The following is a 24,137-nucleotide window of genomic DNA, read 5'->3' as shown; positions in this document are numbered from 1 at the left end:
CTTCACCAGCTCGCTAAGAACTTCTCTAGTGCCATATCTCCTTTAGTCCAGAGGAAGTACTTTGTGAATAATTCCTTCTTTAAGTGATTTGCGGTTGAAGGTATTGCTTCACTTACACTTCCACCATACCATGTATCATCTTTAACTGCAATTGCAAAATTCTCGTATGGGTTATCTGCTACACATACGATTGTCGGATAATATTTGTCAATCTTTACGTTGAACCCTAATCTCCTAGCTAAATGTTGTGCAGCAATTCTTCCAGTTTGAACCGCTAAGTAACCTAATTTTGGAACTGTTAATGAGTTAGCGTCACCAACTGCATATACATTATCGTATTTAATGGAGACCATGTTTAAATCCGTGGGTATGAAACCACCATCATCAACTAAATCTGGAGTTGAATTCTTTAGTGCAGGATTCCCAGTATATGGTGGAATTAATATTGTTAAGTCAGAGGGAATAGTCTTTCCATCCTCACTTACAATTTCATGCTCTCTGATCTCCTTAATCTTGAAATTGTGAACTAGTTCAATTCCCATGCTCTTATAAATTTCAGCTACGGTCTTTCTTGATGCTGGTGATAGGTCTGATAAGTATTCACCAGGAGAGAATACTGTAATTTTAGTCTTATTCCATACTCCTTTCTTCTTAAAATACCCAGACAACATTAGACTCATTTCGAATACTGGTCCTTCGCATGCTGCATCTGCATTAGGAACAAAGTTCTTTGGAACATTTGGAGCTGGATTGTGTCCCTGATAAAAGAATCCAGATCCTATTGCTATATTACCACCTTGCCAATTCATTAATCTTTCTCTCGTTTTTACAGCATATTCTGGTTCACATACGCTATAGCCATATTGATCCCAACCTTTAACCAATTCAGTAGCTAAATGAGCACCTATTGCAACAATAACATAATCGTACTCTTCTTCTGTCTCTGAACCATCGGCTTTCCTATATATTACTTTATTATTTCTAGCGTCTATCTTAAGTACAATGCCTTCTTGGAATTGAATACCCTTTTCTGGTAACGCTTGTGCTAAATCAATTTTTAGTTGTTCAACGTCCATATAATTAACCGATACATGAGGTAATGCTGGTCTAAAATAAGTAAATCTACTGTTATTTATTACTTTGATATCTGCGGCCTTTCCGACTAATCTTTTTAATGTGTATGCTGCTGTTAAACCTCCGAACCTTGCACCCAAAACTAAAACTTTTGGCATAAATAAGAGTGCGATTTCATTACTTTTAAATTTATGTAATAAAATTTTTTAAGTTATTCTCAAAGAAGATTATTTAACCAGTAAAAAGACATTATTTACTTAATTCTTCCATTTTTATTGGTAAGGTAGTTAATCTTTTACCTATTGCCCTTTCTATAGCTCTAATTAACGCTGGAGGAGCTCCTATTGTAGCACCTTCACCTATTCCTTTTGCTGGTAATGGTGCGCTTGATTTACCAATTTCCATGTAGAACCATTTCATATTAAATGATTCAATAGCTGATGGAATTAAGTAGTCTGCAAAGGTTGATGTTAATAAATTACCGTTATTATCATAAACAATTTGCTCTAGAACTGTTTCTCCAAATCCCTGAATTACCCCTCCATGTACTTGACCTTCAGCTAACATCGGATTAACAACAACACCAATATCATCTATAGCAACATAGTCTAACACTTTAATAACTCCTTCTTCAGTAACTTCAACCATAGCTATATGTGAACCATACGGGAATGTATAATTATCAAACCCAAAAGATGCTGTAGCCTCTAATGTAGGTTCAGCTTTATACCTCCAAACTCCACCTAGATTGCTTGTAACTTTTCTGGCTATTTCTTTTAGTGTCATTGACTTACCAGTCTTAGGGTTAAACACTTTACCGTCTTTATATTGCAGTTCTTCAACATCACTCTTCATGAATTGTGCGGCTAACTTCATTATATTTTCTTTTAATTTTCTAGTTGCAAGAAGTGCTGCATTACCAGCCAATGTTAGACTTCTACTACCATAAGTTCCAAATGCATTAGATATTTTATCAGTATCACCCCACGTGACTTCAACATCATCAATATTAATTTCTAATTCATCAGCCACTATTTGAGCTATTCCAGTCGCCGTGCCTTGACCGTGAGGTGCAGCACCTATTACAACCTCAACTTTTCCGTTAGAAAGAAGTCTAACTGATGCACTCTCCCAAGGGCCGAAGTTATTTTGCTCGATATAAAATGAAAGACCAACACCAACTTTCCTTCCTTGTTTTCTTAATTCTTCCGCTCTTTGTTCCATTTCTCTATAATAACTTTCAGCTTTAGTAAGTAAAGCATTATAATCACCACTATCATATGTTAAACCCATAACATTCTTGTAAGGTGTCGATTGAATTAGGTTCTTTCTCCTCAATTCAATTGGATCAATCTTTAATTCATCGGCAACAATATCCATTATTCTCTCATAAACAAATGCCGCTTCAGGTCTTCCAGCACCTCTGTATTGGTCAAGAGGAGTCTTGTTTGTTAAAACACCAAACACATTAACTTTAGCATTCTTAATGTCATAAGGACCGGTAATTAGTGTTGCTGGAATATCAGCTAAGTATGTACCATGCCAAGCAGCACCAAGGTCAATGATTAAATCATCTATTATCGAATTTATTTTACCATCCTTAGAAGCACCAACCTTAACTTTATGTATTTGCCCTCTAGAATGATATGTTGAAAGTATATCGTCTCTTCTAGTATTAATTAGTTTAACTGGTCTCTTATAAGTTAGCGCCGCGAATACAGCTATATAATCTTCTGGATATGGGAAAAGTTTAGAACCGAAAGCCCCTCCAACATCTGCTTGAATAACTCTAATATCATTTATCTTATCTCCGAATGCTGAAAGTAAGAATGATCTCATGTAGTGTGGAGATTGTGTAGAGGCATATACTGTTAATCTATCTTGTTGATAATCTACCACTAATCCTCTAGGTTCCATCGGTGCGGCGTAAACCCTTGAAATTACTAATTTCTCCTCAATTTTTACGTCAGATTTTTCATAAGCTTCTTCGGCATTTCCACCAGAATAAGTCTTCTTATAAATTACATTATCGTAATTCTCTATAGCTTTTACCTTATTATTTATAGCTTCTTCTGGGTCTATAACGGCTGGTAATTCTTCATAATCATATGAAATATAATCAAGAGCATCAACAGCAACGTACCTATCTTTAGCCAGAACGGCTGCTATAGGTTGTCCCATATACAAGATTTCGTCTTTTGCCATCGGAAAGTTTCTTGGTCTATTCTCAACTGGAATTGTTAAACCGGTTATTACTCCATAAACACCGTTCAATTTTAATGCATCATTATACTCTATTTTCTTTAATTTAGCATGAGAAACATTACTTCTTAAAATTGCTATATAAAGATTCCCTGAAATTTCTATATCATCAATATATCTACCAGTTCCGGTTATTAATTTAAGGTCTTCTTTTCTTTTAACGCGTTGACCAACGTACACATTTTATGAAAAATCATACATTGCATAAAAATTTTGCCTTTTTACTTAATCAAGTAAATAAAAAAGAGCAAGATTTCGTAACACGTTTATGCAGATAAGTAAAATTTTTAAACTTATGGGAGAGATTAGTAAAAACGGAGATTTATGGAAAAATCACATCTTTTCGTAAGAGAGAGTTCGGGGCTAATCAAACAAGTAAACTTCCTCGATGTCATTATGTTAAATATAGGAAATATGTCGGCCGGTTTGGCATTATTCACTTCAATTACTCCTTATGTTCAACCCGGTTCTAATTTACTTATAGCCACTTTAATAGGATTTTTATTCGCCTTACCACAAGCTTATATTTACACCTATTTTGTAACTAAAATTCCAAGAACTGGTGGAGATTATGTTTGGATTTCTAGAATACTTAATGGTGGTATAGGTACTGTAATGGCATTATCACTAATGATTGAGTCATTAGCGTATTTCGCTTTAACAGCATTTTTCGCATCATCAGCAATTCAGACAGTATTTAGCGAGATTGGAACAATAAATTCAAACCAGGGGCTTATAAATCTAGGTAGTATATTGACTCAACCAATCTACTCATTTATTTTAGGTTTTGTAATATTCGCCATAATTATAACTATTAATATCGTAAGGGCAAAATGGGGTTATTCACTAATATCTATATTAGGAATTGTTTCACTCTCAACAACTATTATTGCGATGGGTGTAATTTTAGCTAATACAAGCGATTTTGTGACAAAAAGTAGTGAGGTTATTTCGGCATTAGGTGGAAGTGTTGCCTCATATTCTGGACCATCTTTTAGTTGGGGGGCAACACTATTTATGTTACCATTCTTAGCTCTGTATACATTCCCATGGATGCAGGCTGGTCCAGCTATTGCAGCAGAAATTAAGGGTAAAAATTCGCTAAAGTATAACGTGTTTATAAGTCTTATTTTAACGTTTATAATAGTAACAGCTGGTTATGGTGTAATGTATTATGCTGGTGGATATAATTTTGTAACTGCTCAGTATATTAATAATGGTTTTATCTTCACTTTCTGGACTGCCGCAATAGGTCTTGCAGGTAATGAGATTTTACAATGGATAATTGGGATTGGACTAATTACTTGGGAAGTATTCATATTAGCATATGGTGCAATAGTTTTCTCAAGATACATATTTGCAATGGCCTTTGATAGAGTACTCCCATCCGTGCTAACGAACGTAACTAAAAACGGTAGCCCTATCTTTACCCATTTGCTAGATCTATTTGCTACTGGATTCTTCTTAGGGGTTATAGTATTTATAGGGTCGCAAAATGCATTAGCTTTATACGGAGCAACTGTTTTAGGAGCTTTATATTTCTTGATAGTTAGTATTGCGGGTATTGTTCATGGGATTAAAAATAATGTAACCCAATTAGTACCTATTGGAGTTATCACCGCGGGTTATTTCTCGTATCTGACCTATGTCTCAGCAACTAACCCAGATTTCGGTTTCGTAAATAGTAACGGTGCGCCAAACCCAATAACTTTAGCTTTCGTGATAGGAACACTGGTATTTTCTATCGTAGTATTTGTAGTCTCCTATTTATATAATAAGAAGAAAGGAATAGATCTTAACATGATTTATAAAGAAATTCCTCCAGAGTAATTTTTTAAGTCATTATATATGCTACAGAGAAAAGTATTAGGGCTGAACCCATTACTTGAAAGGCTGTGGGAATTTGATGGAAAATAAATACGGCTAGTATTGAAGCAGTTACTGGCTCTAATAATCCTATTATCTCTATGTGTTGCGGTTTAACTTTTCCAGATGCGACTATAACTGATGTATGTCCTATTAATGTTGGTAGAAAGATTAAACCCAGTAATGAGAGAACTGATGTTAAATCAATTTTTCCAAAACCTTGAACTATAAATAGTGGAAATGTGAAAAGTGATGAAGATAAGTATATTGCTGATGTAAGTGAGATTGAATCTTCCTCAACTCTGCTAAGAAGAGCCGTGTACAGTGCAATTAAAAATGCAGAGAAGATAGCTATTATATTACCTACCAGATATCCTAATACTAGCGGATAGTTTATCAATGCTACACCTATAAAACCTATTACACTTCCCACAATGTCCTTAATTGTATTCTTAAATTTTGTGAACTTGGATAATAAAATTACAAAGAAAGGTGAGGTAGAGACTAGTACTGTAGCATCAATTATTGTTGTAGTATAGACGCTGATAATAAATGTTATCATATGTAATGCCAAGAGAAACCCAAATGGAGAATATTTTAAGATCTTTCTTAAATTTACTCTAGATACAAGAGAGAATATGAGACCGACAATAAAGAATCTAAAAAATGCTAATGCCCCAGGAGTCATGTTAGAAAGTTTAATAAAGATTGATGCAGTACCAAAAGTAATTCCTCCAGCGATCAAAAGAACATAATATTTGTTCATTTAGGTATTTTAAGGAGTGTTCAAAATTTTAAGTATGGATATTGTAACACCTATTCTTACTCCGTTCACTAAAGAAGGTAAAATAGACGTAGAGAAATTAAAAACACACGCAAAATTCTTAATAGATAATGGAATTGACTTACTTTTCGTTAACGGAACTACAGGACTTGGACCGGCACTTTCGAAAGAAGAGAAGCTTACAACCTTAAAGGCAATCTATGATGTTACAAATAAGGTAATATTTCAAGTTGGTAGCCTAAATATAAATGATGTAATTGAACTAGTTAAGGCTTCAAAAGATTTTGATATCGTCGGAATAGCCTCTTATCCACCTTTCTATTTTCCAAGATTACCAGAAAAGTTCTTACTAAAATACTTTACTACAATAGCTAACTACTCTCCCCACTCGCTATACATTTACAATTATCCTTTAGCGACTGGTTATGATATTTCTGCAAAGATAGTATATCAAATGAAGGACTTAATTACGGGTTTAAAGGATACTAATCAAGATCTTTCCCACTCATTGGAGTATAAGATTCTAATGCCTAACTTAAAAGTATATAATGGCTCTGATTCTTTAGTCTTTTATTCACTGACTTCATTAGATGGAAGTGTAACTGCAGCCTCAAACTACTTACCTCATGTAATGAAAAAGATGAAAGATTACATTATCTCTGGACAAGTAAGTAAAGCAATAGAATTACAGAAATTGATAAACAAGGCCCTTGATATAAGTAGAAAGTATGGACAGCTATCAGCCATTTACTATCTAGTGAAGGAATTTTTAGGCTATGATGTTGGTTATCCTAGAGGTCCTATATTTCCTTTAGAAGAGGATGAAGTTAAAGCCTTGCTGAGTGAGATTCAGCCCATAAAGAAAGAGATAGAAAGTGCTATTTCGTAAAAGAGAAAAACAATAAAGTCTTGTTTTTATATCTTTATTTAATGGCTAAACTGATTACTTTAGGAGAGATTCTAATTGAATTTAATGCATTATCACTAGGTCCCTTAAGGCATGTAAATTATTTTGAGAAGCATGTTGCTGGTAGTGAGGCTAATTATTGTGTAGCATTTATTAAGCAAGGTAATGAATGCGGAATTATTGCAAAGGTTGGTGATGATGAGTTTGGTTATAATGCTATTGAATGGTTAAGAGGTCAAGGTGTTGATGTCTCTCACATGAAAATCGATTCTTCTGCGCCAACTGGAATATTTTTTATCCAACGACACTACCCAGTCCCTTTCAAGAGCGAGTCAATATATTATAGAAAGGGAAGTGCTGGAAGTAAATTGTCACCAGAAGATGTTGATGAGGAGTATGTTAAGTCAGCTGATTTAGTTCACTCTTCTGGTATCACTTTAGCAATTTCTTCTACAGCTAAGGAAGCTGTATATAAAGCATTTGAAATTGCCTCAAATAGATCATTTGACACAAATATAAGGCTAAAATTATGGTCTGCTGAGGAGGCAAAAAGAGAAATTCTTAAGCTATTGTCTAAATTTCATCTAAAATTTCTCATTACTGACACTGATGATTCTAAGATTATTCTAGGTGAGAGTGATCCAGATAAGGCTGCAAAGGCGTTTTCGGATTATGCCGAAATTATAGTGATGAAACTGGGTCCTAAAGGAGCAATAGTGTATTACGATGGTAAGAAGTATTATTCTTCTGGTTATCAAGTCCCCGTAGAAGATGTTACTGGTGCTGGAGATGCATTAGGTGGTACGTTCCTCTCATTGTATTATAAAGGCTTTGAGATAGAGAAAGCTTTAGATTACGCTATTGTGGCTTCTACCTTAAATGTTATGATAAGAGGTGACCAGGAGAATCTTCCAACAACTAAGGACATAGAAACGTTTCTAAGAGAAATGAAAAAATAATAAAAATCAAAGAAGAGAATAGTATATTATGGTTGCTCTAAAAGAATTAACTGGATTTAAAGATATATACACTATTGATTCAGACGGCATACCTGTTTTTAAGACTTATCTAGCTGGAGAATGGGTTGGTTCAAAAGAGATTGAGAACATAAAATCACCAATTGACTTAACTGTTTATGCTAGAGTACCGAAGTTGAATTATGAAATGGTAGATAACGCACTATCAACTCTTTATAGCAAAGGTAGATGGGCAATAAGAGATCTTCCCGGTGAAAAGAGACTTAAAATATATCACACTCTTGCTGATCTAATAGATAAATACAAGGAAGATTTTGTTGAGGTTCTAATGATAGGAAATGGTAAAACTAAGAGTGCAGCTCAAGGAGAAGTTAATGCCGCTATAGAGAGGCTCATAAGAGCCGATTTAGACGTTAGAAAACTTTATGGTGAATATGTTCCAGGGGATTGGAGTAGCGAAAGTTTGGAAGCTGAAGCAATAATTAGAAGGGAACCATTAGGTGTGGTTTTAGCAATAACCCCATTTAATTACCCTCTTTTTGATATTGTAAACAAACTTGTTTACTCTACAGTAGCTGGAAATGCGTTTATGTTAAAACCAGCTTCCTCAACTCCCTTACCAGCAATTATGTTGGCTAAATTATTAGAAATTGCAGGTTTTCCCAAAGAGGCTTTGGCAATAATTACTGTTCCTGGGAGTGAAATGGATAAGATAGTTGCTGATAAACGCATATCAGTAATCTCGCTAACGGGAAGTAGTGAGACCGGAGAACATGTAATGAAAGTTGCTGGACTTAAACAATATGTCATGGAGTTAGGTGGAGGTGATCCAGCAATAGTTTTAGATGATGCGGATCCTAAGACTACAGCACAGAAAATTGTTACTGGTATTACAAGCTACTCTGGACAAAGGTGTGATTCAATAAAATTCATATTTGCTGAGCCAAAAGTTTATGAAGAATTAAAGAATTATATTGTAGAGGAGTTAAAGAAAGTGAAAGTTGGTGATCCTAGAGAAGCTAATACTGTAATGGGACCTATTATTGATACAAGAACTGTTGATGAATTTGAGTATGCTGTGAAAGACGCTGTAGAAAAAGGAGGGAATATACTTTACGGCGGGAAAAGACTTGGACCAACTTACATAGAACCGACTCTAATTGAGATTGATAAAGAGAAAATTAAGGATTTATATCTCTACAAAAAAGAAGTTTTCCTTTCAATTGCTGTAATAACTAAAGTTAACAACATAGATGAGGCTATTGAACTTAGTAACGGAAGAAGATATGGTTTAGATGCTGCAATATTCGGTAATGATATTACAAAGATAAGAAAGCTAATTAGAATGCTTGAAGTTGGTGCAGTGTATGTTAATGAGTACCCTAAGCATGGAATTGGGTACTTCCCGTTTGGTGGGAGAAAGGATTCTGGGATTGGAAGAGAGGGTATTGGATATACAATTGAGAATGTAACAGCGTACAAGACTATTGTATACAATTACCGCGGTAAAGGTGTATGGGAATACTTGTAAAGTTTTTAACCAAACAATTAGAATGTCAAATTGAGTTTTATTTTAAATCCTTTTTTGATTTAAATCTACATAATTTATCATGTTCAGTACATGAAAATTTATAAAGTATTTAGATGTATATAGATTGAAATGAGCGAAAGAGAAACTAAAGGGGCAAGAGATTTTGGTATTTCTTCAGATAAACAACTTAGAAGAAGTTTAGGAAAATTTGAATTATTGTATTTATCGTTAGGAGGAATTATAGGATCTGGATGGTTATTTGCATCTCTTGCAACAGCAACTTACGCTGGTGCTTCAGCAATATTAAGCTGGATTATCGCTGGTATTCTAGTAATGTTTATAGGTTTCGCTTACGCTGAAATAGGAGCAGCAATACCAAAGAGCGGAGGAATAACTAGATATCCGCACTATACTCACGGAGGATTAGTAGGATATTTAATTACATGGGCGTACTTTCTGTCTGCTGCTTCAGTACCAGCTATTGAAGCAGCTGCAGCAATAGAGTATATAGGTTCTTATTATCCTCAGCTAATTACTACTGGAACTTTTGATGGAACAACAGTAACTATTTTAACACCATTAGGTATAGGATTAGCTGGGTTATTACTAATTTTCTTCTTCTTCCTAAATTATTTTGGTGTAAATATTTTAGGTAAGGTAACTCATGGTGCTGGATGGTGGAAACTATTAGTACCAACAATAACTTTTCTAGCATTACTAGCTTTAGATTTACACTCAGCTAACTTTTCTCTAGGTGGAGGCTTCTTCCCCTCAGCTGAGTACGTAAAAGGAGGATCTTCTGGAATTTATGGGTTTAGTGCAGTTCTTTACGCTATTCCTAGTACTGGGGTAATTTTCTCCTATCTAGGGTTTAGGCAAGCTGTGGAATACGGCGGTGAAGGTAAAAATCCAAAGAAGGATATACCATTTGCAGTAATAGGATCATTACTTATAGCTATCGTATTATATACATTACTTCAAGTTGCATTTGTTGGCGGTATTGATTGGAATAAATTATATCTTAATGAATCTGGAACATTAGTTCCAGTAACACCAGGGAATTGGTCGGCATTATCAACGGCAGTTACAGCTTCTGGAGTTCCAATATCTGCTGGTCCTTTCTTAGTTCTTTCTAGGTTGGCATCAGTTTATGGGTTGGCTGCGGCATTCTTTACTGCACTAGCAGTTTTATTAACTATTGATGCAGTAGTTTCGCCTTCTGGGACTGGATGGATTTATACTGGGACTTCTACTAGGACACTATACGCTTTTGCTAGTAATGGTTATTTACCAGAAATCTTTCTAAAAATTGGAAGAACTAAAATTCCAACTTATTCTTTAATTGCAGCATTAATAATAGGTTTCATATTCTTGCTACCATTCCCATCATGGTATGCCTTAGTAGGTTTCATATCCTCTGCCACAGTATTAACTTACATTATGGGTGGCATTGGACTCGTGGTTTTAAGAAAACATGCTGCAGACCTAAATAGACCATTTAAATTACCAGCTGCAGCAATAATTGGACCAATAGCAACGTTAGCTGCCGGGTTAATAGTTTACTGGTCAAGTTTTGCTGTACTTTTTTACGTATTTACTGGAATATTCTTAGGACTTCCATTATTCTTTATATTCTATGCGGATAGAATATTAGGTATAAATAAGGTAGTCTCAATAATTGTAGGTGTCATTAATTTAGCAATAAGCTTAGGAATGGGATTATTACTATTCAATGAAACAAGCGGACTTTCTGCTGCTAATAATCTCTTCTTTACAATATACATAGTGGTAATTGCTGCTATGTTAATTGGTGATATGATCTTCTTATTAGAAACTGTACCTCCAGATGTAAAGAAAGAGATTAATGCTGGATGGTGGCTAATTTACTTTATCCTAGCAATTTACATAATATCATATTTTGGAGGTTTCGGATTATACACTGTAATACCATTCCCATATGATACTATAGTTGCAGCTATTGTAGTACTTATTGGATATTTCTGGGCTGTAAGAAGTGGTTTTAGAACTCAGGCAATTGAAGATATAATTCAAGCAACCAAAGAGGAGGCGGTGTAAAATATTTTAAGTTATATTTTCTTTTTTATTTATAATGTTACCAACAATTATTGTAAGATTGTTTACCTTTCTATTATACTTAAAGCCCTTAGTTAGCGATATAATTCTTATGCTTTTCATATTTTTATTAATCTTTATTTTTATAGCACTAATTTTAGGGACTATTATCTAACCTTGTTATTGTGACTAAAAAATATTGGCATAACTTGAACAGTTAATTGAGATAGAAATTACTTTCATTCTAAACTGTAATTAGTAACTTAATACTATTCCTTATCGTAAAGGCATTTTATGAGTAACTGACTTTCTTACCGCCCTAGAAGGGCGATGGTTCCCTTAGGGCGGATCATCGTTCCCACCATCGATTCGGGATACATCTCTCATTTAGTGGGCAGACGAGAGGGTCAGAGACCCCCTCCTATTCAAATTAACTACAGCAATAACATCCCTATCATTCTCATAACCACATGAACACTTAAACCAACGATGAGAAACCTCCCTCATCCTTTTACCACACTTAGGACAAGAGACGGAAGAATATTTGGGATTAACGTATTGAACTAGAATACCGTGCTTCCTAGCCTGCCACTCAACCCAATACTGAATCCTACGATACTGCATTAGATAAAGTTTGTCGCGAAACTCTTTAGGTAGTTTATCTACGTTCTTGATGAGGTTCTCAAGGTTCTCCAACTTAATAACATTAGCACCAAAATCTATAGCAATCTCAACAACCCACTTCCCAACCTTCCTAGCGAAATCCTCCATAATACGCCTAGCCTTTTGATGAAAAGAACGAATCCTATGCAGAATCCTCTTATTCTCCCTCCACCTCTTTGAGTATTTCTTCTGCAATCTCTCGGCTAAAGACTTCCAGTGATGAACCTCGTGCAAACGAGTTGGAATCCTAACGTAATGAGTATCATCCTTGCCAACAACAATCTCGCTCATGTTAACATCAACAGCAATACTTTCCCCTGGTTTAGCCTTCTCCAACGGTTTCTCAAAAACAACCTTAAGAAAAGCCTTATCACCCTTAACCACTAACCTAGCCTCCTTCATCCTCCAGCTTAAGTACTCCTTGAGGTTTCTAGGATAACCTAGAATTTGAAATTCACCAACACTTGCTATCCTAACAATCATATTATCTAAGTCAACATTATAACTTGCTTTAGGAGTTAGCCAAACTGTTGGCTTATATACTCTTGGGAAACGACCCCTTCTCAGATTATTATACCAGCCCTTGTATACTGAGAGAGCTTCACGATAACAGTCTTGGGCAACCTTTGATGGTAGACTATATTCTTCTTTTAACCTCTCATACAGTCCTTCATGGACTTTTTCTAAAACTTCCTTCTCATTAGGATTCGGGACATTTTCCTTCAACCAAAATAGGGCGAAACGGAGGGCTTTTACGTAGTTATTCACAAGGGCTAGGAGGGGTTCAGATAGGGCGATCTTCATAGAAACAGTAGCTCTGATCGCTTTAACCCTCCTAGCCATTAAAAGAATTTCGAAAAAAGAAGTATTTAAACTTTCTATAAGGGGGCTATCCATCCCCGCCTCAGAGAGGCGAGGCTTTTCGCCCCCTTAACCCCCCTTTTCTGTAAATGTTTTTCATTTATTTTAATCGTGTGCAGAGATTTAGGATATATTCAGTTAGCAAGTTCCTCGTTAATGCAAAATTTTTCCCTTAAAATGCTAATTATATCTTAAGGGATTCTCTTTCTGAGATTTTATTTCATGTATCTTTTTAAGAGTGAGATATAGATATTGATAACACTTACTAGTTTTACAAAGGCTTCAACTTTTCATTATACTATTCTTAAAATATTTTAATCCCTTCATAATTATTTAGAGTTAATGAAGTCAATAATTCTATTAGCATTCATATTATTCTCTTTATTACCGATAAACTTAACAACTAGCATAGGTTTTATCCCTAGATATAGTCCTTCATCACAATATGCAATAGGCGTTTCGAGTATAGGTTCTTCTTCACTTTCAATATCAACCAATGAGGTACTAGGATATGTAGAAGTTTATAGCGTATCTTCCTCTTCACCATTCTCACTACAGTTTAATGCTGTAATTAAAGCCACGAATATTTACGGTGAAATACTTGACTTCTGGGTACAAAATATAATAGAGTTTAACAAACAAGAACTTAACTTTACCGATGAAGTTTGGAACTTTACATATTCATATGCAAGCATTAACCCTAGCTTAATAACTGGGAAAGGTGGAATTTACTCTATTAATGTTAATGGTCACATAATAGACTATTATTCTTATTCAACGCCTTACCAGACTTACTCTTTACCATTAACTTACATACTTTTTATTTCAGTCTCCTATTCTTCACCGTATATTTACGTTAGTATTGGATATGGAAATTTGAGTGATCCAACGTCAACTATATATGATACGATAACGATAGATGTGCCAAATCTTCAAAATGCTTGTATTTACGTATCCCCCTCATATACTGGGGTTGGATTACCATATAGTGTAGAACTGGTATGGGGTGGGAGTGGAAATGGCCAATCAGTTGATTTTACCAATATGGAATCTGACTTAGCGATATTTTACCAGATTAAATCTAGCTTATATTCACCATTTCCGATTATTTACAACTACGGTTTCGATACTCAAGAGTCAGCATCAGATTTATCTGCATACTTAGCCTCTGATGGTTTAGTTGAAGTAAGTGTAGGTACTCCAAACCCAACTTTATTAACTGATTATTCAGCACCATTATTACCAGGTTGGACAGAAGTGACAGTTTTAGCGAATTCTACTTATACTATTAACGGATATAATTTTACTTATAATAGTATCAAAGAGTATGGTGATAATTTTGGCTTACCGTACTACATCTCATTTGCTTCTCCTAATCCAATTACAGTAACTATTTACCCAGTAAAGACAAATAACGGTGTAATAGAACCTTATGAGATAAATGTAGTAGAACCTTACACCAATGAAGAGTATAATACAACAACTATAACATTGACATTATCTAAGAACTATTTCCAGTTGATAGTGTACTATAAGTTTTTACCTAAAAAGTTCTTTGTCTATATAAACATACCAATGTGGGGTGTAGTTAACGGTACACCGATGTTAGTTAAAAGCGGTTATTATTACTACGGTACAATTATTCAGTTACCATTAGTAAACTTCACATATATAAATTCCCTTGAAAGATACGCATTCTTTCCCAATTATACTGAAATAGTAGTTATACAAAATATTTCGATATATGTAACTGAAGTACTTCAATATTATATAGGGATTACGTCACAGTATCCTCTCTATGGTTACATCAACAACATTAAGGTTCAACTTTACTCGAACTGGTTTAATGAGAGTTGTGCAATAAAAATACCATCTCAGATTTATTATGTGAACACTAAAACTAGGGAAATACTATTAAATCCTGTCACCATACTAGTTAACTCACCACAGAATTACACTGCAAAATGGCAAACACAATATTACGTTAACGTAAATTCTACCTATCCGTTGAATGGAGTGATAAATAATGAAAATACAACTCTAAAATCGAATTGGTTTAACACATCAGAAAAGATTGTAATCCCGGCCCAAATTTACTATGTTTCTAATTCCCAAAGAGAGGTATTACTTAATCCTACTAATATAGTTGTGAATTCGCCGATAAATTACACTGCAAAATGGCAAACACAATACTTTGTAACAGTAAGCTTCCCAGTAAATGCTACAATAGAGGGAGAAAGTATCATATTTTCTACTGGCTGGTATAATGCTTCCGAGAAGATAGTTATATCTCAAAATCCGCAATATGTTGGAAAATATGAGAGAGTCTATATATACAATAAGACTCCTATAGTAATAATAATAAATTCGCCTTTAGTAATAAAGATATATGCTAGTGTACAGTTTTATGTAAATTTCTCTATGAGCGTTCTAGGTGAAGTAAACGGTAGTTTAGAACTTTTAAAATCTAACTGGTATAGTATGTATACTATAATTAAATTAAATTCTACTTATTACAACTACGTTTCCTCTAGCGAGAGAATCCTCTATATTCCGTCAATTACATCAATCAACGTGACAGCACCGTATAATGTGAGTTTTAAGAGTATTACTCAGTATTTCCTTTACTTTAATTCTACGTACCAATTAGAGGGTAAAATTAATGGGAGTGAAGTCTTATTAAGGAGTGGATGGTATAACTATTCTGAGACAATTATCATACCATTCCAGTATAAAATGATAAACAGCTATAGTAGAATTGCGTTACTTAACCCAGAAAATATAACTGTTAGCGGAAGTCTTACCTATGTAGCTGATTGGGGAATACAATATTACTTAGTCATTTTAAGTAATCATCCCGTCTACGCATTAGTTAATGGTACTAATACTACACTAATAACTGGTTGGTATAATAGATTTGACAAGATAATAATAGAAAATATAAGTTACTACGTTAATAATACTATGCGCTATTCTATATACAATGTGACACTATTAAGTTTTAGAGTTACTTCTCCCCTTACTGTTTCAGTTAATTATAAACCAGAATACTTAGTAAATATTAACGGAAAAAGTTTCTGGGCATTTAATGGTAGTAGGATAACTCTTTATGTGGAGACCCCGTTTTACTATACTGTTAAATGGATAGGTACTTATAATGTTCGAAACAACTACACTATAATAGTTCATTCACCGATAACTGAGAGAGCAATATATACTATAAACTTTGTTAATATTATATCTATCGGGTCTCTTCTTCTAGCTCTTATAAGCATTTTAGCAAACATAAGAATATTCAAAAAATAAATAATAGAAATTTTTAAGATATATAAAAAGCCTACTTGACTTCTTTTACTTTCTCTTTCTTGTCATGTTTTGTCCTTACTACTTCCCTATAAGATGATATTATACTAGTAATTCCGATTAATCCTACTACAATAACTACTAGTAAGAAGCCTATATCTATAGCATCTAAGTTTGGAATTGGGTTTCCAGTAGAAATAGCCCAGTTATCTATTGCAGGTAATGCTATGATAAGTAGACCAGCAATAACAAACACTAAACCACCATAATATAATGTTCTTCCTGCTGTTTTTCTTGCGATATAGCTGATTTCTTCTTCAGTCATTCTCTTAAGCTTCATAATGTTAGCAAATATCGCTCCGAAAATTATTTGCATTATCATAGTCCCTAGACCAAAGAATAATCCAGGCAATGGAGCGTACCAAATACTAGGTAATTGAGGAGCTAAAATAAAGGTTATTATTGATGCATAAGCACCAAACCCAAATCCAGCAATTAGTCCATGAACTATTGTCATCTTTAGTGGTACATCTCTTAACATGTTTTCTTCTTCTTGATGAATATCTTTATGAAGTAGTTTATCAATGGGTAAATGTAAATATTTTCCTTTAAGTATATAAGATCCAGCAATAGCCATTACTAAACCTACGATAAAATATACTGGACCGTCTAAATTATACTCTTTATATATCGCAGCTAAACCTATGAATCCTAAAGTTGTAAGAAATGCTCTCTGTATTGTGAATCCTAATGAAAATAAGAATCCAGCTTTCATTCCTCCTTTGGTACTATATTTACCTATGGCATAACTGAAGGTTATAGGCCATGTATGTTCATCTGGTGTAGCACCGTGTAGCATTCCCAATATTAATGATAATAGCAGTATTTCTGTTAGTGGTAAACCTTCGGGTGGATTTAAGAGTGTGGTTATACTTATCATCATATTTTAGGGTAGCCCGAAAGAATAAAAAGTTTTCTTTCATCATTTTTATTGCTTTAACTTAATTTAATAAAAACTAAAAGTTCATTTCCTTTCAAATATGGAAAAATTTTATATTGTTTTTTCTCCACAGATTTTCTGTGCATGCTATCGAAGTATATAACGTTTATAAAAGTTACAACAATAAACCTGTTTTACGAAACATCACATTTACTGTTCCTCAAAGCTCTATAACTGGATTTATTGGTCCCAACGGCTCTGGAAAAACTACTACGATAAAGATCTTATCTGGATTAATTAGAAAAGATAAAGGAGTTATTAGGGTTCTTGAAGAAGATCCGTGGGATAATCCTAAGTTAAAAAGAAAAGTATCGGTTATTTTTACAAAATTACCTTATCCTCCTAATGATACCGTAGAAGAGTACTTGAGTGACCTAAACTCTATATTTAAGGGAGATTTAAGTAAACTTATAAAGGAGTTTAATTTAAGCGAACATTTAAAGAAAAAGATTTCTCAACTTTCTTCTGGTCAAGCGCAAAAGATTCAGTTAATTGCGGCTCTATTAAAAAATCCAGAGTTAATTATTGCTGATGAACCTACAGCTAATTTAGATCCACAAGCTAGATTAGAATTCTATGAGTTAGTAAGGTTTATGGTTAAGGAGTATAATGTAACTTTCTTTATTTCATCTCATATACTTTCTGAATTAGAGAAAGTAATTACACATATTGTATTTATCAATAATGGAGTAATAACGGCTACAGGAGAGATAAACGATATTGAAGCAAAAATTTCCTCTAACGAGATCTTGATACTAGTAAGGGAGAAAGAGAAAGCTTTAAAAATTCTGGCAAAGTATAACCCGACTCTTGATGGAGCTTATATAAAAGTAAAAGGAAACTTGAGGGAAATAGTGGATTTATTAGATGATGGAAAAATAGAAATTTTAAGTATAAGAAAAGCGAGTCTTGATGATGTTTTTAGAAAGCTAAGTGGTGTTTAACATGTTTGAGATTTTTAAGATACTTTTTAAGGAGAGATACAAAGATCCCACTCTTCAACTTATGTTACCGGTGATCTTAGTAGGTTACGTATTTATTCCGGCTTTTCTAGAAAAGGGAGATTTTGAACCTTATTCATTAGTCGTTGCTTACATACCACTTATCAATTTATCAGAAACTGTCACGTTTTCCCTAGCTTTAAGAAATATTATATTTGTGTTAGGGGATCATTTAACTAATGGGAGCATTGTGTCCTTTTTGATGATGCCTATAAAAAGAATTCGATTCTTTTTATATAGTTATATATTAGATGTAGTCTTGCCTTATCTTTTTTGGTTAATTTCTAACATCTTTTATCTGCTAGATATTAACATGATAAATACTTTGACTATAACCCTTATGTGGTTATATACCGCTGGTTATTTCTTCTCAACGTCCGTAATCTTGTTTTATACTTTACTATTAAGAAGTAATGGTGCATCGACTTTAGCCTCACTGTTTACTTTAGGGTCAATTTTTATTGTAGGTGGCTTTGGGAATTATACGTTAATTGAATCAAACTCTTCGTTCCTAGCTTTAACTTCATTTATGAATCCCTATCCTATAATTTTAGCCTACTCTTTTAATCCTTCATACACACTATTAAACTACCTAATGGATGGTGTGATAATTGATGGATTTTTAGCTATTATCCTATTTTTCATATCACTTATAATATTTCATAGAATAGAGGTGTAGGATATGATTAGATGGGAATTATTACTAGCTTCAATATCTCTTACATTAATTAGCTTGTCAGTAGTAACTTTAAATAATCCAACCCATATTGTCATAAATTTTGGTAATAGTTATGAACTGCACATATCACCGCTTGTCACATCAGATAGCATTACGCTTACACAAAATAATAGTAATATAGTTTCAGAAATAGAGATTATATCTGGTTCTAACCACTTTATAGTGAATATCTCTAATATAGATCCATTCGTTATCTCACTACCGCCTGGAAGTTATACGTTTGAACTAATAAAGGAGATTAATGAAAGTAATAATAAACCAACAAATATTGTATACAACGTAACTTTAGTCCTGTCGATACAAAAAATGAGAATTGTCTTACACCAAAAAATACTCTATCTTTCAGGGATTATAGGATTAATCTTCTCTCTAGTGATTTACGTGATTAGGAAATTAATTCATTAAGCGGAATCGCGAATACCCAGTTATAGCTATTGTCCACAAACACTGTACTCCCGACAACTACTGCATTAACTATTCCAAATCTTCCACCTACATAATAACTTTTTACTAGTTGACCATTAGAGGCATTATAAACGTCTATATATGCACCTGCAGGCTCAATAATATAACCATTGACATATACCGGGTTAGCTCTACCACCACCAGCACCATTTGGCGGACCTTGAACATTAGGAATTTGAGCAACCCATAGTATCTTACCGTTAGTTTCATTTAGTGCAAATAACTCATTTGCAACTGGTGTTCCTACGTATACTACCCCATTATAAATCGTTGGAACTCCTCCTTTGAATGCGGGTGGTACGTAACCCCTTACTAATTGTTCTATCCACAATAAGTGACCATTAGTCGCGTTTAATGCAAATACTGCAAATCCTACTGTTCTGTTTGTTTTATTAAAGTTAACAATAGTACTTTGTACAACAATTCCTTTCTCTTCATCTACAGCTGGAGATACATCACCCATACCGGTGTTAAACGGTGTAAATCCTTTAGGCAAGCTGAAGTTCCAAACTATTTGACCATTTTGAACATTAACAGCAATCAACTCGCCATAGGGTGGTAAAGCTAAAGTGAAGCCCATTATTGCTATTGTTGTCCCGTTTGGAAATACATAATAATTAGTTGAACTCATAGAGTCAAATGCAGAAACTCCTACATAATCTCTCCATACTACTTGTCCGGTAGTTGCGTTTAAAGCTATAATGTGACCAGAGCCGTCACCATAGATTAGTAATCCATCAATATACGCTGGTGTTGGCATTACGTTGCCATCATCAAAATGTACCCATAATAACTGACCATTAGTTGCATTAAAAGCATAAACTGCACCATAACTATAACCTCTTACTACATTCTTATAATTTCCAGTAATAACAGCAAAAATACTATGAGAAGCTGAGAAACCAGCATCACCTACTGAAACATAAACTATTGGTCCCCTTGAAGTATTTACTACAATTGGATTACTCATAACTGAATTTGCTGTTGTTGCCTCCCATATGAGTTTTCCAGTATATGCATTTATTGCATAAAGTTCATTTGCATCTGATGGAACATAAATTATACCATCAAAATACGTTACACCAACAGCATCTCCGACTAATTGCGTTAAAATAACTGGAGCGGTCCTATTTCCTAGTGCTTTATATGCTGGGAACGGTGCATTCAGTGGTAATGCATTCATTTGCTCGAAAGACCAATTTTCTGCTGGGAAGTTAATGTTTATTACTGATTCATGATCTTGCTGATAAGCATAAACTGTCCAATTTCCTTCATTTATAGGATCTTTTGGTAAGTTGGACGGATAGTAAGTTACTGTTGTCCACCATGGTAAATAGCAATTACCATAATTATAATAAACGTACTGATACCATTTCATAGTTGAATTTTGATAAGTAGTTTCAGTTACTTCTTCACTCACCCCAGTTAAAGGCGATTTCATAGTGAGTGTTGTAGTTGTTTCATTAATCATACTAGAAGGAGTTACAGTTTTATATTCTATTTTTGTCGTTGTTACAGGTTGATGGATGACATATCCTACTCCTATTCCTATAATTAACCCTACAATAAGTAATATTACACCTAAAATCTTTGCATCCATATTTGGTCGAAATCTTTTGAGAATTATACGATTTTTAAACTTTTAGTTAAACAGCATTATACACAAAATTTATAAATATGATATAAAAAGAGCAAAAGTTATAGATTTTACTAGAAAATTTTGAGTATTATATCTTATTTAACATAAATTTGGTAAATATAGTATATATCTAATTAAAGTTATACATATAAAAAGATTTTATTAGCTATAAAATTCTGGTATTTTTACTTTAGTTTACAAAAACATGGAAAATTTTAGCACAAAGATGGTAAATATTAAACTCTTTAACATTGTTTTTAATTGGTTATGCTTATATTAGGGAGAAAAAGTATAATTGGCAAGCTTTATTATATATATTAAAAATTGAATATAAAGAGTTTTTACATATAATAGTTCTTGAATTAAAAATGAATATAGATAATGAAGAGGTACTTTAGATCAATAACTAAGAGCTTATAAGATGCATATAATTTAGTCAAATATTTAACCGTGTTACATAACTAACACATATGCTTAAGGGTTCAATAATCACAGTGCTTTCATCAGATGAAAAAGACGCCTTAAGTTTAGCTGAGAAACTGGGAAAGAAGACTGAAAACCAGATATACTATAGGAAAATTGGTGATTTAGTTAGGTCTATCTTAGTTCCTTCTCCACAAAAGATTCTTGATCAAGCTGAAGCTCTTTCCGTATCAAGTTTCTTCTACCTTAGAATGCCAAAGATTACGGCAGTAGAAGGTGAGTTAGCATTAATGGCGGAAGCCTCTGGAATTAGAGGAATAGTTTTACCAGATGACACTGAGACGTTTAACAAGGTATTTAAAGAACTTTCTATTTCCTCCATGGTCAGTGAATTTAAGGAAGAAGATGTTGAGGTAAAGGATAGAGGTTATGTATATATTGATAGGGCATTTAACGTGAAGGGAGTTGGTGTAGTAGTTTTAGGTTTTGCTTTAACTCAAGTAAATGTTCATGATAAGTTAATTGCTCTTCCGATGAAAAAAGAGGTTGAAGTAAAAAGTATTCAAGTACTTGATGAAGACCAAGAAGGTGTTTTGCCCGGTACAAGGATAGGATTTGCACTTAGAAATGTTAAATTAGAAGATATTGAAGGTGTAACTGCGTTAATAAAACCTGGGATTAAACTCGTTAATAGAGTAAAATACAGAAAGTTTAAATGGTCTTCTGAGGCACAAAACGTTCATATGGTAGCTGGAGGATTTAAAGTGATGGGTAGCATTTCCGGAGACGAAATTATTTTAAACGGAGAAATTCCAGAGACAATAGAAAGGGGAATAATAATCAACGTTAATGCAAAACCAAAAACTCCTAGAGTATTTGGATACACAGAATTAAATCCCAGTACTTAAGTATAGGCTAACTACTAAAGCTATCGCTAATGCTGTAAGTAAAGATGTGTAAATAATCATTGGAGTTAATCTAGGACTGAACTGTTTTAGTTCTAGCTCTTTTTCTTGCTGAATATATTCATAAAAACCGTAAAGCAAGGTTGCTATTCCCATAATTATCATTATTACACCGCCTAACAGAGTTGTTGAAGTTAAGGGTTGATGTGCCAAGATGTGAAGAAAAATTTGAAACTTTGCAATTACGAAACCAAAACCCATTAAGGCTATCGCTGTTCTAACCCATGCTAAAAATGTCCTCTTGTTTGCTAAATGATCACTCGCACTCATAAGAGTACATTTTTATTCATAAATATAAGGTCATAGTGGCTATTAAAAAATAAAGAAATAACAAGACTACACTTTCTTTAACTCCTAATTTTTTATCCATAAGAATCATTATAGCTATTACATTAACAACTAACGTAGCTATGAGTTCATTTAATCCAGGCATTATCGATATATCAGAAAACAAGCCTATTATTCCTAGAAGTACTGTGCCATTTTGTATTTTACTGCCAACAAAATCAAATATGGCTAAAGATCCTCCAGCTTCATATGAGTGTGCTAATCTTATTGCTGAGAGTGTTTCTTCTATTTCACCAGCTAGTGGTGAAATAATAAGGGCTAACCAAACAGTTGGAACTCCTAGTTGTTTAGATAAAGACGCTAATTCTTCCACGAAAGGATCAGAAAATATGATGAGAATAAACGCCCCTATAACTAAATAAATAACTGCTTTCAGAACCTCTTTCTCATCTATATCTCTATCCTCTTTTGCAAATTTCCTAACCCTATATATTGCATAATATAAGTAAATTCCTAGTAAAGGAATTGCAGTATACACATTAAGATGACCATAGAAGAGTATGATTGCTAAAGCTATTGTAGTTATTATAAGGAATCTTTCTTCAACAGAATAATCCTCATTAATACTCAGATTTTTTCTCCATCTTAAATAGAAATAAATACCAAGAAAACCTATGCCAAATGTGAAAAGCAAAACGTTCCCCCCAATAGCTGAACCTAAAGCTACATAAGGTTGATTTCTTAGACTAGCCACGATAACAAAGATTGTCTCTGGTAAGGCTGTCAATAAACCCATTATAATACCTCCAGCCATTCCTTGTCCCATAAATGGTTCTAGTTTTTCAGTTCCCCTAGAAATTAATTCAGCTGATAGGATCAGAAAGATAAAGATTATGATTAGCTGAAGCAACCTATAAAAAATTTGATTCTATACCCTATAAGCTTTTAGTTAAGATTATATACTTCTTTTTGAAAAATATTCTATGTGAATAATCCAATTTATTCTTATATTTGCCAACCCGTAGGAATTGGCACAAAAGTAATACAGTTACCTCTTTATAGACCGTTAAATACAAAAGAGTTAAGTAAAGATTTAGTCCTTTATTTAAGAGGACAAGGATATAGAGTTTATTCTACTTATAGTCCTAATGTGAGCTACCCCGCCCTGAACGGTACTCCCAAAATCATTTTACAAAAATAATTCTGATTGAACAATATTAAATTTGTTGAACATAACCAAGTTTATAACAACATCAAGAATTCAACAAATTGGGAAAAAAGGTTTAAAGCGAGGGAATCGGTATTACCATAAGGGC

Annotated in this window: 19 protein-coding genes; 11 read left to right on the top strand and 8 right to left on the bottom strand. The window is 33.7% G+C overall.

All coding sequences use genetic code 11. The annotated features are described in order from the left end of the window. Positions 1-2 precede the first annotated feature (2 nt). Together D1869_RS13555 and cutA are read right to left on the bottom strand one after the other, a co-directional pair. Positions 3-1,232: an NAD(P)/FAD-dependent oxidoreductase gene (locus tag D1869_RS13555; RefSeq protein WP_221267151.1), complete on the bottom strand. Its 1,230-nt coding sequence runs from the start codon at positions 1,230-1,232 to the stop codon at positions 3-5. A gap of 91 nt (positions 1,233-1,323) precedes the next feature. Further along, on the bottom strand, positions 1,324-3,516 hold the full coding sequence (cutA, locus tag D1869_RS13550) for a glyceraldehyde dehydrogenase subunit alpha (RefSeq protein ID WP_156015595.1): 2,193 nt from the start codon (positions 3,514-3,516) through the stop codon (positions 1,324-1,326). Between the two features lie 144 nt (positions 3,517-3,660). Between cutA and D1869_RS13545 the strand changes: the two genes are divergently transcribed. Then, on the top strand, positions 3,661-5,166 hold the full coding sequence (locus D1869_RS13545; RefSeq protein WP_156015594.1) for an APC family permease: 1,506 nt from the start codon (positions 3,661-3,663) through the stop codon (positions 5,164-5,166). 4 nt (positions 5,167-5,170) lie between these two features. Here D1869_RS13545 and D1869_RS13540 read toward each other — a convergent pair whose 3' ends face one another. After that, entirely contained in the window at positions 5,171-5,968 is a 798-nt protein-coding gene (locus D1869_RS13540) for a DMT family transporter (RefSeq protein WP_156015593.1), read from the bottom strand. 34 nt (positions 5,969-6,002) lie between these two features. Between D1869_RS13540 and D1869_RS13535 the strand changes: the two genes are divergently transcribed. The 4 genes from D1869_RS13535 to D1869_RS13520 all read left to right on the top strand — a co-directional run bounded on the left by D1869_RS13535 (position 6,003) and on the right by D1869_RS13520 (position 11,477). Next, on the top strand, positions 6,003-6,875 hold the full coding sequence (locus D1869_RS13535) for a bifunctional 2-dehydro-3-deoxy-phosphogluconate/2-dehydro-3-deoxy-6-phosphogalactonate aldolase (protein WP_156015592.1): 873 nt from the start codon (positions 6,003-6,005) through the stop codon (positions 6,873-6,875). Positions 6,876-6,916: 41 nt separating this feature from the next. Beyond that, entirely contained in the window at positions 6,917-7,852 is a 936-nt protein-coding gene (kdgK, locus tag D1869_RS13530; RefSeq protein WP_156015591.1) for a bifunctional 2-dehydro-3-deoxygluconokinase/2-dehydro-3-deoxygalactonokinase, read from the top strand. A gap of 28 nt (positions 7,853-7,880) precedes the next feature. Then, positions 7,881-9,401 (top strand): NADP-dependent glyceraldehyde-3-phosphate dehydrogenase, encoded by a 1,521-nt coding sequence (gapN, locus tag D1869_RS13525; RefSeq protein ID WP_156015590.1) that lies wholly within the window; start codon positions 7,881-7,883, stop codon positions 9,399-9,401. 129 nt (positions 9,402-9,530) lie between these two features. Next, positions 9,531-11,477: an APC family permease gene (locus tag D1869_RS13520; protein ID WP_156015589.1), complete on the top strand. Its 1,947-nt coding sequence runs from the start codon at positions 9,531-9,533 to the stop codon at positions 11,475-11,477. A gap of 384 nt (positions 11,478-11,861) precedes the next feature. On the opposite strand, the gene D1869_RS13515 is transcribed toward D1869_RS13520, so the two are convergent. Further along, positions 11,862-12,980: an RNA-guided endonuclease TnpB family protein gene (locus D1869_RS13515; protein WP_156015995.1), complete on the bottom strand. Its 1,119-nt coding sequence runs from the start codon at positions 12,978-12,980 to the stop codon at positions 11,862-11,864. 360 nt (positions 12,981-13,340) lie between these two features. On the opposite strand from D1869_RS13515, the gene D1869_RS13510 reads away from it, so the two are divergent. Further along, positions 13,341-16,304 (top strand): thermopsin family protease, encoded by a 2,964-nt coding sequence (locus tag D1869_RS13510; RefSeq protein WP_156015588.1) that lies wholly within the window; start codon positions 13,341-13,343, stop codon positions 16,302-16,304. 31 nt (positions 16,305-16,335) lie between these two features. On the opposite strand, the gene D1869_RS13505 is transcribed toward D1869_RS13510, so the two are convergent. After that, complete coding sequence (locus D1869_RS13505; protein WP_156015587.1) at positions 16,336-17,241, bottom strand: hypothetical protein; 906 nt, start codon at positions 17,239-17,241, stop codon at positions 16,336-16,338. A 140-nt stretch (positions 17,242-17,381) separates the two neighbouring features. Between D1869_RS13505 and D1869_RS13500 the strand changes: the two genes are divergently transcribed. The 3 genes from D1869_RS13500 to D1869_RS13490 are packed head-to-tail and all read left to right on the top strand — an operon-like array spanning position 17,382 to position 19,446. Further along, on the top strand, positions 17,382-18,245 hold the full coding sequence (locus D1869_RS13500) for an ABC transporter ATP-binding protein (protein ID WP_156015586.1): 864 nt from the start codon (positions 17,382-17,384) through the stop codon (positions 18,243-18,245). Position 18,246: 1 nt separating this feature from the next. Next, positions 18,247-18,981: a hypothetical protein gene (locus tag D1869_RS13495; protein WP_156015585.1), complete on the top strand. Its 735-nt coding sequence runs from the start codon at positions 18,247-18,249 to the stop codon at positions 18,979-18,981. Between the two features lie 3 nt (positions 18,982-18,984). Then, complete coding sequence (locus tag D1869_RS13490) at positions 18,985-19,446, top strand: hypothetical protein (RefSeq protein ID WP_156015584.1); 462 nt, start codon at positions 18,985-18,987, stop codon at positions 19,444-19,446. On the opposite strand, the gene D1869_RS13485 is transcribed toward D1869_RS13490, so the two are convergent. Beyond that, the gene (locus D1869_RS13485) at positions 19,427-21,106 is read right to left on the bottom strand and encodes an outer membrane protein assembly factor BamB family protein (RefSeq protein WP_156015583.1); all 1,680 of its coding nucleotides are present in this window, start codon (positions 21,104-21,106) and stop codon (positions 19,427-19,429) included. The genes D1869_RS13490 and D1869_RS13485 overlap by 20 nt on opposite strands. Before the next feature lie 509 nt (positions 21,107-21,615). On the opposite strand from D1869_RS13485, the gene D1869_RS13480 reads away from it, so the two are divergent. Beyond that, complete coding sequence (locus D1869_RS13480) at positions 21,616-22,476, top strand: translation elongation factor (RefSeq protein WP_156015582.1); 861 nt, start codon at positions 21,616-21,618, stop codon at positions 22,474-22,476. Here the strand turns inward: D1869_RS13480 and D1869_RS13475 are convergent. Continuing rightward, a complete protein-coding gene (locus D1869_RS13475; RefSeq protein ID WP_156015581.1) occupies positions 22,459-22,803 on the bottom strand; it encodes a YidH family protein in 345 nt (114 codons plus the stop codon). The two genes, D1869_RS13480 and D1869_RS13475, sit on opposite strands and share 18 nt — an antisense overlap. A gap of 16 nt (positions 22,804-22,819) precedes the next feature. After that, the gene (locus D1869_RS13470; RefSeq protein ID WP_221267166.1) at positions 22,820-23,731 is read right to left on the bottom strand and encodes a sodium:calcium antiporter; all 912 of its coding nucleotides are present in this window, start codon (positions 23,729-23,731) and stop codon (positions 22,820-22,822) included. A 75-nt stretch (positions 23,732-23,806) separates the two neighbouring features. On the opposite strand from D1869_RS13470, the gene D1869_RS13465 reads away from it, so the two are divergent. Beyond that, positions 23,807-24,022, top strand: coding sequence for a hypothetical protein (locus tag D1869_RS13465; RefSeq protein WP_156015579.1), 216 nt, complete (start codon positions 23,807-23,809; stop codon positions 24,020-24,022). Positions 24,023-24,137: the final 115 nt, after the last annotated feature.

This window comes from Sulfurisphaera ohwakuensis, assembly GCF_009729055.1.
Taxonomy (GTDB): Archaea; Thermoproteota; Thermoprotei_A; order Sulfolobales; family Sulfolobaceae; genus Sulfurisphaera; species Sulfurisphaera ohwakuensis.
Note: the sequence above shows the minus strand (reverse complement) of the source record. Positions and strands in the feature narration are given on the sequence as shown.